Genomic DNA, 12,463 nt, shown 5'->3' with positions numbered 1-12,463 from the left:
TAAAGGCAACACCCGCCCCGCTGATGTCATGCGTGAAGTTTTTTTATATTAGAACTTCTTGCCGAAGCCAATGCCGACCACCCATGGGTTGATGTCGAGACTGTCAATTTTGGTCCATTGATTGCCGTTGCGCATTTTCACATCCGTATCAATCCAGAGGTATTTGACATCGGCATTGATCAGCCAGCCACCTTCCAGGTTGATATCAAAACCCGCCTGCAACGCTGCTCCTACGCTATCGCGATCAATCTTGATCTTGGTGCCGTCGGTAGCACCCGAAGAAAACTGCAGATTGCGATCCAGCATGGCGGTGTAATTCAAGCCAGCACCGACATAAGGATCAAATGTCTGATCAGGCCGGAAGTGCCATTGCACGGTCAAAGTTGGCGGCAACAAGTTAACCGAGCCCAGCTTCTGGTTGCCAATTACGCCAGCAGAATCCCCATGAACACTCACATCGTGACGTGTACCCAGTGCCAGAATCAGCTCGGCAGCGATATGCTTGGTGAAGTAGTAAGAGATGTCCAGTTCAGGAATAGTATTGCTATCCACCTCGAGCTTGGCGCCTGGGCTCATGATATTGCCCAAGCCGATACCGTTTACAGTACGGCCCAGCTTGCTATCTTCGTTTGGGCTGACATTCACCGCACGGGCGCGTACCACCCAGTCACCCGCCTCGGCCATCGCAGCCACGGGTGTCAGTAAAGCCAGCAAAGAAACCAGAATTTTTTTATGCATGATAATCCCCTCTTGAAATGACCATAAAAAGAACATGGATTAAACTTTACACGTATTAACCATATTTTAAAAGTGGTTTATACTTGACCATAATGCTCGGCTTTAGCCGTTCGAGCGGCAGACACCACATTCCCGACCAGTCAATCTTTGACTACACCGCTACATAGCGCCGATTTCCGCTATTCAAATACAAGGGCTTGCGATTACAATGATGCTTTTAATAGCTTTAGTATTGATGGAGAACTGAAGATGTCGATGGCTGACCGTGATGGTCTAATTTGGTATGACGGCAAAATGGTGCCATGGCGTGAGGCAACCACGCATGTTTTAACCCACACATTGCATTATGGGATGGGGGTTTTTGAAGGCGTGCGCGCATACAAAACCGATAAAGGCACGGCCATTTTCCGATTGAAAGAACATACGGATCGCCTGTTTCGTTCCGCGCATATTCTGGGCATGAAAATGCCTTTCGACAAAGCGACTGTTGTGGAAGCGCAAAAAGCCGCTGTGCGCGAAAATAATCTTGAGTCAGCCTACATGCGCCCGATGGCATTTTACGGTGCTGAAGCCATGGGCATTTCGGCCAAGACACTGTCTACGCACCTGATCGTTGCCGCATGGAAATGGGGCGCCTACATGGGTGAAGAAGCTCTTGAGCGTGGCATTCGCGTCAAGACCTCGTCTTTCTCGCGTCATCACGTGAACATCACCATGTGCAAAGCCAAGGCAAATGGCAACTACATGAACTCCATCCTGGCACATCAGGAAGCCGCCGCTGACGGCTATGATGAAGCCCTGCTACTGGACGTGGATGGTTTTGTTGCCGAAGGTTCCGGCGAGAATATTTTCATCGTACGTAATGGCAAGATTTACACGCCAGATCTGACCAGTGCGCTGGAAGGTATTACCCGCGACACCATCGTGCAACTGGCTGCCGAGCTTGGTTACACCGTGATTGAGAAGCGCATTACCCGCGACGAAGTCTACTCCGCTGACGAAGCGTTCTTCACTGGCACCGCCGCTGAAGTCACGCCGATTCGCGAGCTGGATAATCGCGCCATCGGCTTGGGCAAACGCGGCCCGGTTACCGAGCAGCTGCAGAAGATGTATTTTGATGTGGTTACCGGAAAATCCGCCAAGCACATGGACTGGCTCACCATCGTTTAAAGCAACAAAGGGAACATCATGGCATACGAAGCAAAAGAGATTGAAGTCACAGCTAGCGACCTGCCGCTGCACTGCCCGACCAAGGAAGTCTCGTTATGGTGTTCCCATCCCCGCGTATTTCTTGACATCACCGCTAGCGGTCAAGCCATGTGCCCCTATTGCGGCACCAAGTACAGGCTGAAAGCAGGCGAAGCTGTCGCCCAACATCACTAAAACAATATTGGCCAGTGCTTAAGCTGGCAAGCGCATCACTTCAACGGGTGTACCCCACAACAGGCTGGTCACCGACTGCGCTGATAACCCATCGGCGTTACTCCAGAACTCCGTTACGCCAGGCATCTTGTAAGAGTCATCTTTGAGCAAGTCTGCTTCTTGCAGACGGTGTTTCAAGTGCCGCGCGACTGCCGCTCCGGTATCGATAATGGCTACCTCCGGCCCGGCAAGCTCTTCAATCAGCGGTCGCACAAAAGGATAATGCGTACACCCAAGCACCAGGGTATCTGCACCAGCCTCGAGCAAAGGTTGGATATACTTTTCCAGTAATTGCCGTGTAGCAGCCGTTTGCAATTCCCCACGCTCAATACACTCTACCAGGCCAACGCAAGCCTGCGTTTCCACCCGCACCTGACGGCCGTAGCTCTCAAGCAAGGCGGCAAACTGCGCACTCTGCAGCGTACCACTGGTCGCAAGCACGCCGATCACGCCCGAGCGTGTGGCAGCAGCAGCTGGCTTAACCGCGGGCTCCATGCCAATAATCGGGATCGCATAACGGCTTCTTAGCTCGCTGATGGCCGCAGCCGTGGCCGTATTGCATGCCACCACCAAGGCCTTGGCGCCACGCGAAATGAGAAAGTCCGACAACTGGATGGCACGATCAATAATAAATGCCTGCGATTTGCTGCCATAAGGCGCATGCATGGAGTCGGCAGCATAGATCAGCGACTCCTGCGGTAGTGCCTGGCGAATATGGGCAAGCACCGACAAACCGCCAACGCCGGAATCAAAGACACCAACCGGGGAATCATGGCCGGCGGAAGATAAGGTAGCGACCACAGTAAAATATGTCGTGAAAAAATAATGAATCGCGCCAGTGTAGCTGAACTTGCAAAGGCGTGACACAGTCATTCAGCCGCGTACTACAATTCAGCCTTCTTCAGGAGATCATCATGGGCAATCGACTTAGTAAAATCTACACACGTACCGGCGATGAAGGCGATACAGGCTTGGGCGATGGCTCACGCATTGCCAAAGACAGCCTTCGGGTAAATGCCATGGGCACAGTAGATGAGCTGAATGCCATCATAGGCATCTTGCTGACAGAGTCACTACCCGCGGACATCGCCTCGCACCTGACGCGCATCCAGCATGACCTGTTCGATCTGGGCGGCGAACTCTGCATTCCTGGCCACAGCATGGTCAAGGCTGAGCGTGTAGATGACCTGGAACACACACTGGACGCGCTTAATGAGCATCTGAGTCCACTCAAGGAATTCATTCTTCCCGGGGGATCGCGCGCTGCCGCGTATTGCCACCTGGCGCGCACGGTCTGCCGCCGAGCTGAACGCGAGGTGGTCGAACTTTCCCGTACCGAACAAGTGACCCCCATCGCGCGCAGCTATCTGAATCGGCTGTCAGACTTGCTTTTCGTACTCTGCCGCTACCTCAACAAGGTGCAAGGTGTCGCTGATGTTTTATGGCAGAACGACAGCCGCCAATAAATACCCTATCAAGCACTAAAATTAAGAGCCAAGCCCAACAGATCTGTTGGGCTTTTATTTTGAGTTTAATATTCTTTTAAATTATAAAATTATAAAAACAAATTATTTTTTATTATTAAATTAGCTTGGTAAAGTGCGCAGCATTCGATTCATATTGCTGGAGCAACGTGCCATGTCCCAACCGTTCAATACCTCACTCTCTTCCGAGGTCGTACAGGAAATCCTGCGTGCCGTGGAGCAATTGCGCTTTGGCGCTGTAGAGATCACGGTACACGATGGTCGCGTCACTCAAATCGAGCGTCGCGAAAAAGTCCGCTTCGGCAATGAACAGCAAAAGTCCAAGCCTACTGCAACCGCAGCGGCCGCAATCTAGTTTAAAAATATCGATGACCTGACCGGACCGCCGGAAGCAATAAATTTACAGGGGCTCATCATGCAATTCAAAATCAACAAGATCACTTCCGCACTGCTCGCTAGCGGGCTTTTACTGGCCACGCACAGTGCATTCGCTGCCGATCCAGAAATCGAAGCATTGCGTCAAACCATTCTGGACCTTGATCAAAAGATCAAAGTCCTGGAGCGTAAAAATGAAATCGCTGCTGAAGAAGCAACCGCTAAAAAGAAAGAAACACCCGTCGTCGTAGCCGGCCCAACGGGTTTCGGTATCAAGTCTGCCGATGGTCAGTTTGAATACAGCCTGAAGGGCTTGATTCAGCTGGATTACCGTCACTTTGACAAGCCTGATCATACCGCAAATTCCGATGACGGCTTTACCGCTCGCCGTATCCGCCCCACATTCCAGGGCACCTTGTTTGGCAAATATGATTTCCGGTTCACCCCTGAGTTTGGTGAAACATTGAATAACAATGCAACATCACCATCCAGCAATAACTCGCGCGTCATTGATGCCTATTTCGATGCTCGCTTTGATCCAGCATTCAAAATCCGCGCTGGTAAATTCAAGCCGTTCGTAGGCTTGGAGCGCTTGCAAGGCGGCGGCGACATCAAGTTCATCGAGCGCAGTTATGTCAGCAACAACTTCCTGCCTAACCGCGGCCTGGGCGCCTCGATTTATGGCGATGTACTGGATAGCAAAGTGAGCTACGCAGTAGGCGTTTTCAACGGCACAGTAGATGGTGGCGAAGAAAACACACGCATCGACACTGACAATGACAAAGATTACACCGCCCGCATTTTCACTACCCCATTCAAGGGTAGCGATAGCGTGCTGGAAGGTCTGGGCTTCGGTATTGCCGGGACATACACCGACTCTGCCACAGGTGCATTGCCAAACTACAGAACCCCCTCGCAACAGCTAAACTTCTTCACATACACCACAGGTACCGTGGGTGATGGTAGTCGCGTACGCGTTTCGCCACAGGCTTACTACTACTACGGCCCATTCGGTGTGATTGCCGAATACGCCCGCACTTCCCAGGAAGTTCGCAATGCCGCAAATACTGTGCATGACACCCTGAAGAATAATGCCTGGCAGATCGCAGCCTCGTGGGTACTGACCGGCGAAGATGCTTCCTTCAAGAGCGTCAAGCCGAAGAACCCATTTGAAACCGGCAAGGATGGCTGGGGCGCATGGGAACTGGTGGCCCGCTACCAGGAAAACAGCATCGACAGCAGCGCATTCGGTACAGCCGCTTCTGGCGTGGCTGCACGTTTTGCCAACCCGACCACCAGCGCCAAGGAAGCAAAAACCTGGGGTATTGGTGTGAACTGGTACCTCAACCAATGGGTACGCCTGGCAACCAACTACGAGCAGACCAAGTTTGACGGCGGTGCTGGCACCTTTGCCAACATCCGCGACCGTGACGACGAGCGCATTCTGTTCAGCCGTTTGCAGTTCCAGTTTTAACCAGACAACTTGAAAGACAGGAAAATATCAATGAAAACGATTATTCAACATTTGCGTAGCGCTGCAGTAGCGCTTGCCCTGGCGGCGCCTCTGGCGGCGTCGGCGGCCGACGTCAGCCTGCTGAATGTGTCTTACGACCCAACCCGCGAACTGTATCAGGACTTCAACGCGGCATTTGCCAAATACTGGAAAGCCAAGACCGGCGACAATGTCACCATCAAGGCTTCACATGGCGGCTCTGGCAAACAAGGTCGTGCCATCATCGATGGCCTGGAAGCTGACGTTGCTACCCTGGCACTGGCGTATGACATTGATGCGCTGTACGAGAAAGGCAAGCTGATCCCAAAGGATTGGCAAAAACGCCTGCCACACAACAGCTCGCCTTACACCTCCACCATCGTATTCCTGGTGCGCAAGGGTAATCCGAAAAACATCAAGGATTGGGATGACATTGCACGCCCTGGCATCTCGGTCGTGACCCCCAACCCCAAGACTTCTGGCGGCGCACGCTGGAACTACCTGGCAGCATGGGCCTATGGTCAGCGCAAGTTTAACAACGACGAAACCAAGACCCGCGAGTTCATCGGCAAAATCCTGAAGAACGTGCCGGTACTGGATTCCGGTGCACGTGGTGCCACCACCACCTTTGTTGAACGTGGCATCGGCGATGTTCTGCTGGCCTGGGAAAACGAAGCCTTCCTGGCACAAAAGGAACTCGGTCCGGACAAGTTCGAAATCGTAGTGCCTTCGCTGTCCATCCTGGCTGAACCGCCTGTCACCGTGGTCGACAAAGTGGTCAACAAGCGTGGTACCCGTGCCGTAGCTGAAGCTTACCTGCAATACCTGTATACCGAAGAGGGTCAGGAAATTGCGGCCAAGAACTACTACCGCCCTACCCTGGAATCCGTAGCCAAGAAGTACGAAAAGAACTTCCCCAAGCTGAATCTGGTAACGGTGGATAGTGAATTCGGTGGTTGGCAAAAAGCGCAGAAAACGCACTTTTCTGACGGCGGTACGTTTGACCAGATTTACCTGAAGTAAACACACTTCCAACATCAGGGGCCTTCCGGACAAAATTCGGTGGCCCCTTTCAACAGGAGACTCTCACCATGAGTACAGCATTGATAGTAGGCGGCGACCAGATAGACGGCATTAAACAAGTGCTAGCCCAGCACGGCATTACCCGCATTGACCATTGGTCTGGGCGCAAAGTCGGCGATGGCAAGAAAACCATCCCACACAACACAGAACTCATTGTGCTAGTCACCAACTGGATCAGCCACACCTTTACCCACAAAATCAAGCAGACGGCAGCCAAACGTGGTGTGCGGATTGTCTACACGCCTAATGGTCCGGCTGCTCTGCAGGCCAGATTGGAAAAGCTGAATCTGGACAACCTGTCGGAGGGCGAATGTCCATCCGGCAAACATCACTGGGCCATCGCAGCCTGATCACCCTCAGCGCAACACCCCCGAACTGTCTTTTACTGCCGCAAAGGAGGCTCCCATGACCATCAAAGCCATTAATGTGCGCAACCAGCTACGGGGACGCATTGTTGAAATTCTCACCGGACCGGTATTATCCGAAGTGGATATAGAAACGGCTGGCGGCATTGTCACGTCGGTGATTACCACCCGTTCAGTCACCGAGTTGAATCTGCAAGTAGGAACGGAAGTGCTGGCGCTGATCAAGGCCACCGAAGTTTCCATCGCCAAGATATAAATCTCAGCGTTTAAATTAAGCAAAACAAAAAGCCGATGGCAATACGCCACCGGCTTTTTGTTTTGCTGCTTGATTTGTTTTGCTACTTGAGTAGCACAGCTGGAGAAGCTTGCTTAGCGGGTACGGGCCAGCTTTTGTAATACATCCACCATCACATCGACTTCCTGTGCGGTGTTGTAAAACGCCAGCGATGGTCGCACCGTCGTTTCCACACCAAAGCGACGCAGAATAGGCTGAGCGCAATGATGCCCGGAGCGCACGGCAATGCCCTCTTCGTTCAAGGCGGCACCGACTTCCTCACTCTTATACCCAGGCAAACTGAAGGACAACACGCTGGCCTTTTCACGTGCGGTACCAATCAGGCGCAAGCCCGGCACCTTGCACATGGCAGCCGTGGCATACACCAGCAAGTCATGCTCATACCGTGCAATGTTGTCGATACCCAGACGCTCTACATATTGCAGCGCCGCCCCCATGCCCACCGCATCGGCGATATTGCCCGTGCCAGCTTCAAACTTGGCGGGCGCTTCGTGATACACGGTTTTTTCAAAGGTGACATCCTGAATCATATTGCCGCCACCTTGCCATGCGGGCATCTCGGCCAGCACATCCGCTTTGCCATAGAGCGCACCAATGCCCGTCGGGCCAAACACCTTGTGACCAGAGAACACAAAAAAGTCACAATCGAGGGCCGTCACATCGCTACGCATGTGCGATACGGACTGCGCACCATCCAGCAGGACTTTTGCGCCAGCGGCATGCGCCATCTGGATCATTTCGCGGGCGGGCGTCACGGTACCCAGTGCATTGGAAACCTGGGTGAATGACACCAGCTTGGTACGTGAAGTCAGCAGCTTCTGGTATTCATCAAGCAATACCTGGCCACTATCATCCACGGGGGCCACACGCAGCCTGGCACCGGTTTCCTGACATAACTGCTGCCAGGGCACGATATTGGCATGGTGCTCCAGATGCGAAATCAGGATCTCATCTCCCTCGCGCAGATGCTTCTTGCCCCAGGTTTTGGCCACCAGATTAATCGCTTCGGTCGTCCCGCGCACAAACACCACATTATTGACCGAAGGTGCGTTGATGAATCGACGCACTGTTTCGCGCGCCTCCTCATACGCATCGGTAGCGCGCGCAGCCAACGCATGCGCGGCCCGGTGAATATTGGAGTTTTCATGCTGATAGAAATACGCCAGGCGGTCGATAACGACTTGTGGCTTTTGCGTGGTCGCCGCATTGTCCAGCCAGATGAGTGGACGGCCATTCACCTGCTCACGCAGAATCGGAAAATCCTTGCGGACCAGATTCGCATCAAAGGGAGGATGCGCCGAAGGTGCCAAAGCGCCGCCTTGCTGCACGCCAGGATTCAGTGAATTGACCGATGCACCCTGCAAAAAGTAATACGGACTGACCGCAGGCTGCGCGCTCGCCGTTGATGCAGGCGTACTCGACGGTGTCAGCAAGCCCTGCAGATCGCTCGCATAGGGAATCTCAACGCTGCCCAGCAAACGACTGATCTCCAGATCGCCGCCAAATGGCACGCTCAGTGCAGGTTGATATTGCCCAGCACTCGCTGTCGCCGCTGCACTTGCGATATCCAGTTGCGGCGGAACCAAGGATGGATCCGTTAACTGAATGCTTTCGAGTCCGACCGGAGAGGCATGTGGATGCGAAGTCACTGGAGCAGCAGGGCCTGGTGAGCCGGTACGAATCCCGGCTGCCTGGCCTGAGCTATCGGGCAAAGCAGTGGTGGTGTACACATCTGGCGTACTGCCAAAGGGCGCTCCTGCGGGAAAACCCTCGGCGTAAAGCTCATTGGCAATACGTGCCAGCTCGCTCACATCCAGGTGTCCGGACTCTGATGCGGCCCGGCCAACTGCCAGGCCCGCCGCCATGCGGGGATGCTCCCCCGGCAATGCAGCCAGAATGGCTTCCGGCTCAAAGGCCGAAAGATCGTTGAAGTTACTTGTAGTCATAGTAGTTGTCCACGCTGACATTCTCCAGCACGGCAATCGCATCATCGGTCAGCACAGCGACCGAGCAATACAGGGACACGAGGTAGGAAGCAATCGCCTTGTGGTTGATACCCATGAAGCGCACCGACAGGCCCATGCTTTGCTGACCTGGCAGATTAGGCTGATACAAGCCCACCACACCTTGACGGCTTTCACCCGTACGCAACAGCAGAATATTGGTTTTGCCCTTGGTGATCTTCAGCTTGTCGCAAGGAATCAGCGGAATACCACGCCATGTCAGGAACTGCGAGCCAAACATCGCCACGGTAGGTGGAGGCACGCCACGACGTGTGCACTCACGACCAAAAGCCGCAATTGCTTGTGGATGGGCCAGGAAGAAGGCTGGCTCTTTCCATACCTTGCTGATCAGCTCGTCGAGATCATCTGGCGTCGGAGCGCCAGTACGGGACTTTACCTTTTGCGAGTCAGCTACATTGTTCAGCAAGCCATATTCGGCATTGTTGATCAGTTCGCTTTCCTGACGCTCTTTGACTGTTTCAATGGTCAGGCGCAACTGTTCGCGGATCTGGTTGTGCGGGCTGCTGTACAGATCGGACACGCGGGTGTGTACATCGACCACGGTATTCACGGCGTTCAACACATACTCACGGCCCCATTCTTCGTAGTCAACAAAGGTGGCGGGCAACTCGCGCTCATCCTTGTTGGAACAATCCACTTCAATCGCATTCGGATTCTTGGCCTTGTTAACGCGATAGATACCAGCTTCTACAGGCACCCATTGCAGCAAATGCACCAGCCAGCGCGGTGTAATCGTGCTGAGCATGGGCACCGTTTTGGTGGCATTGGCTAGCGTACGGGCCGCTACATCTCCAAGTGCGGTTTGTCCTTCATGAATATCTGCCATTTAAATCTCCTGTCTAGTGTGGTTTAGTGTTTCAAGGGGTATAACAGGCCTAGCCGTATTGGGCAGGCCCAGAGGGATTGGCGCCTGGAATGGCATTGGCGGCCATCTGGCCTTCTGGCAGAGGCAGCACACCGCTGCGCATTTGCGCCTGGGTGATATTGCTGCCTGGTGGCACGCTGTGGGTCAGCCAGACATTGCCACCGATGGAGGAGCCGCGTCCGATGGTGATGCGGCCCAGTATCGTCGCGCCGGCATAAACGACGACGTCATCTTCCACAATTGGATGGCGTGCATTGCCTTTGATAAGCACACCACTTTCATCCGCAGGAAAGCGCTTTGCGCCCAAGGTCACTGCCTGATAAAGCCGTACGTGATTGCCAATGATGGTGGTCTCACCGATTACCACTCCGGTGCCATGATCGACAAAGAAACTGTCGCCAATCGTGGCGCCGGGATGAATATCAATGCCAGTACGTGAATGGGCAATCTCGGCAATCATGCGCGCGACGAGTGGCACACCCAGTTTGTAGAGCTGATGGGCAAGACGGTGGTGAATGATGGCGGTGATACCGGGATAGCACACGAGCACCTCATCGACGCTACGCGCAGCGGGATCGCCCTCATACGCTGCAAGAATATCGGTATCCAGGGTTTGGCGAATGCCGGGAAGCGCGGCAGCAAACTGACTGACGATGGCACGCGCTGAAGGCGCCTCCTCATCCGTGTTGTCAGACTCAAGAGTAGACGCAAATGCCAGCTCCAGCCGAATTTGCGTATGCAGGTCCTTTAATGCGACATCCAGGGTGTGGCCGACAAAATAATCGAGACCGTCTTCTTTCAAATCGGGCAAGCCGAGACGGTTGGGGAACAAGGCGGCGGCCAGGCCATCCACAATAGCCTCCAGCGCTTTGCGCGAAGGCAGTTTTGGCGGGTTTTGCCTGCGCTTGCGATGCTCCAGCGCATTCAGCCGCACCGTGCGAAGTGCATCCACAATACTGGCAATATCCCAATCAGCACCCGCTGGGGCGACTGTCAAATCCACTGCATCGGTCATCTCGTTATTCCCAAATTGGCGGCCCTAAAAAGCAAAAAAGCCAGCGGCCTCGGCATGAGGCGCACTGGCTTCCGGTTGTCCGGTCAGCAACTGGCTATAACAATCAGTTATAAGCTAATTCTATTTAGTTATTTAAAAAACCGCAAGGTTTATAGAAGTAAAGCTACGCTAAAAAATGCATTGTTTCATGACAAATTGAACGACTTATAATAAATTTTATGAATATAAATATATTTTTATATTCTTTTACATTATTACAATGGCTGATTATGATGGCGTCCATTCCAAATACAACATTCACGGAGTCCGCATGTTCAAGCGCATCGCCCTCATTGCCCTGCTGTTTTCACAATCTGCCTGGGCTGACACTACCCTGCTAAATGTCTCTTATGATGTGACGCGCGAATTCTATAAGGATTTCAACCCGGCATTTGCCAGCTACTGGAAGCAAAAAACCGGCGAGACGGTGACCATCAACCAATCCCATGGTGGCTCCAGCAAGCAGGCGCGTGCCGTGGCCGATGGCCTGGATGCGGATGTCATCACCATGAACCAGAGCAATGACATTGATATTTTGTACGAGCGCGGCAAGCTGATCCCCAAGGACTGGCAAAAACGCCTGCCTTATAACAGCTCCCCGACGGCCTCCACCACGGTATTTCTGGTGCGCAAGGGTAACCCCAAGAAAATTCAGGATTGGAACGATCTGGTGAAACCTGGGATTGCTGTCGTGGTACCGAACCCGAAGACATCCGGCAATGGTCGTTACAGCTACCTTGCCGCCTGGGGATATGCCGTGCGTAATGGCGCAGACGAAACCAAGGCCAAGGACTTTGTCGGCAAGCTGTTCCGCAACGTACCTGTGCTAGATACCGGCGGCCGTGGCGCTACCACGACCTTTGTGCAACGCGGCATTGGTGATGTCTTGCTGACCTTTGAAAATGAAGTGTTCCTGATCAAGAAGGAGTTGGGTAATGATCAATTTGATGTGGTGTATCCGTCATCCAGCATCCTCGCTGAAAATCCGGTAAGCGTCGTCGACAAAGTCGTCAACAAGCGCAATACCCGTGCAGTTTCTGAGGCATACCTGAATTACCTGTACTCAGAAGAAGGTCAGGAAATCGCAGCGCGCCACTATCTGCGCCCCAAGCTGGAGAGCGTGGCTGCCAAGCATAAGGCCGACTTCAAGGCGATAGACCTCTTTACGGTAGAAGACGTATTTGGCGGCTGGGCCAAAGCACAGAAAACGCATTTTGCAGATGGCGGCATCTTTGACCAAATTTACGCAAAATGAAGGAGCATCAC

14 protein-coding genes are annotated in these 12,463 nt (G+C 53.3%); 9 read left to right on the top strand and 5 right to left on the bottom strand.

Annotated features, from left to right (window positions below):
- Positions 1 to 48 precede the first annotated feature (48 nt).
- Positions 49 to 738: an OmpW/AlkL family protein gene (locus FNL37_RS03910; protein ID WP_159355199.1), complete on the bottom strand. Its 690-nt coding sequence runs from the start codon at positions 736 to 738 to the stop codon at positions 49 to 51.
- A 249-nt stretch (positions 739 to 987) separates the two neighbouring features.
- On the opposite strand from FNL37_RS03910, the gene FNL37_RS03905 reads away from it, so the two are divergent.
- Both FNL37_RS03905 and FNL37_RS03900 read left to right on the top strand, forming a co-directional pair.
- Positions 988 to 1,908 (top strand): branched-chain amino acid transaminase, encoded by a 921-nt coding sequence (locus FNL37_RS03905; protein WP_013442868.1) that lies wholly within the window; start codon positions 988 to 990, stop codon positions 1,906 to 1,908.
- Positions 1,909 to 1,926: 18 nt separating this feature from the next.
- Positions 1,927 to 2,121: a zinc-finger domain-containing protein gene (locus FNL37_RS03900; RefSeq protein ID WP_159355198.1), complete on the top strand. Its 195-nt coding sequence runs from the start codon at positions 1,927 to 1,929 to the stop codon at positions 2,119 to 2,121.
- Positions 2,122 to 2,139: 18 nt separating this feature from the next.
- Here the strand turns inward: FNL37_RS03900 and murI are convergent, their stop codons facing one another.
- Positions 2,140 to 2,961 (bottom strand): glutamate racemase, encoded by an 822-nt coding sequence (gene murI, locus FNL37_RS03895; RefSeq protein WP_159356150.1) that lies wholly within the window; start codon positions 2,959 to 2,961, stop codon positions 2,140 to 2,142.
- A gap of 113 nt (positions 2,962 to 3,074) precedes the next feature.
- Between murI and FNL37_RS03890 the strand changes: the two genes are divergently transcribed.
- From FNL37_RS03890 to FNL37_RS03865, 6 genes are all read left to right on the top strand, one after another.
- The gene (locus FNL37_RS03890; protein ID WP_159355197.1) at positions 3,075 to 3,626 is read left to right on the top strand and encodes a cob(I)yrinic acid a,c-diamide adenosyltransferase; all 552 of its coding nucleotides are present in this window, start codon (positions 3,075 to 3,077) and stop codon (positions 3,624 to 3,626) included.
- Between the two features lie 172 nt (positions 3,627 to 3,798).
- Positions 3,799 to 3,999, top strand: coding sequence for a YezD family protein (locus FNL37_RS03885; protein ID WP_013442872.1), 201 nt, complete (start codon positions 3,799 to 3,801; stop codon positions 3,997 to 3,999).
- 60 nt (positions 4,000 to 4,059) lie between these two features.
- Positions 4,060 to 5,493 carry an OprO/OprP family phosphate-selective porin gene (locus FNL37_RS03880; RefSeq protein WP_159355196.1) on the top strand — a complete coding sequence of 478 codons (1,434 nt, stop codon included), beginning with the start codon at positions 4,060 to 4,062 and terminating at the stop codon, positions 5,491 to 5,493.
- Positions 5,494 to 5,523: 30 nt separating this feature from the next.
- On the top strand, positions 5,524 to 6,534 hold the full coding sequence (locus FNL37_RS03875; RefSeq protein ID WP_013442874.1) for a sulfate ABC transporter substrate-binding protein: 1,011 nt from the start codon (positions 5,524 to 5,526) through the stop codon (positions 6,532 to 6,534).
- A gap of 68 nt (positions 6,535 to 6,602) precedes the next feature.
- On the top strand, positions 6,603 to 6,944 hold the full coding sequence (locus FNL37_RS03870; RefSeq protein ID WP_013442875.1) for a DUF2325 domain-containing protein: 342 nt from the start codon (positions 6,603 to 6,605) through the stop codon (positions 6,942 to 6,944).
- A 55-nt stretch (positions 6,945 to 6,999) separates the two neighbouring features.
- Positions 7,000 to 7,215: a TOBE domain-containing protein gene (locus FNL37_RS03865; protein ID WP_013442876.1), complete on the top strand. Its 216-nt coding sequence runs from the start codon at positions 7,000 to 7,002 to the stop codon at positions 7,213 to 7,215.
- A 113-nt stretch (positions 7,216 to 7,328) separates the two neighbouring features.
- Here FNL37_RS03865 and FNL37_RS03860 read toward each other — a convergent pair whose 3' ends face one another.
- Genes FNL37_RS03860 through epsC form a run of 3 tightly spaced genes read right to left on the bottom strand, consistent with a single transcriptional unit; the run spans position 7,329 to position 11,158 of the window.
- The gene (locus FNL37_RS03860) at positions 7,329 to 9,200 is read right to left on the bottom strand and encodes a family 2A encapsulin nanocompartment cargo protein cysteine desulfurase (RefSeq protein WP_159355195.1); all 1,872 of its coding nucleotides are present in this window, start codon (positions 9,198 to 9,200) and stop codon (positions 7,329 to 7,331) included.
- Positions 9,187 to 10,104: a family 2A encapsulin nanocompartment shell protein gene (locus FNL37_RS03855; RefSeq protein WP_159355194.1), complete on the bottom strand. Its 918-nt coding sequence runs from the start codon at positions 10,102 to 10,104 to the stop codon at positions 9,187 to 9,189. The genes FNL37_RS03860 and FNL37_RS03855 overlap by 14 nt, the downstream gene beginning before the upstream one ends.
- Before the next feature lie 49 nt (positions 10,105 to 10,153).
- A complete protein-coding gene (epsC, locus tag FNL37_RS03850; protein WP_159355193.1) occupies positions 10,154 to 11,158 on the bottom strand; it encodes a serine O-acetyltransferase EpsC in 1,005 nt (334 codons plus the stop codon).
- Between the two features lie 310 nt (positions 11,159 to 11,468).
- Here epsC and FNL37_RS03845 point away from each other — a divergent pair, with 310 nt between their 5' ends.
- Positions 11,469 to 12,452 carry a sulfate ABC transporter substrate-binding protein gene (locus FNL37_RS03845; RefSeq protein WP_013442880.1) on the top strand — a complete coding sequence of 328 codons (984 nt, stop codon included), beginning with the start codon at positions 11,469 to 11,471 and terminating at the stop codon, positions 12,450 to 12,452.
- Positions 12,453 to 12,463 lie beyond the last annotated feature (11 nt).

This window comes from Methylovorus glucosotrophus (assembly GCF_009858335.1).
Lineage (GTDB): Bacteria > Pseudomonadota > Gammaproteobacteria > Burkholderiales > Methylophilaceae > Methylovorus > Methylovorus glucosotrophus.
Note: the sequence above shows the minus strand (reverse complement) of the source record. Positions and strands in the feature narration are given on the sequence as shown.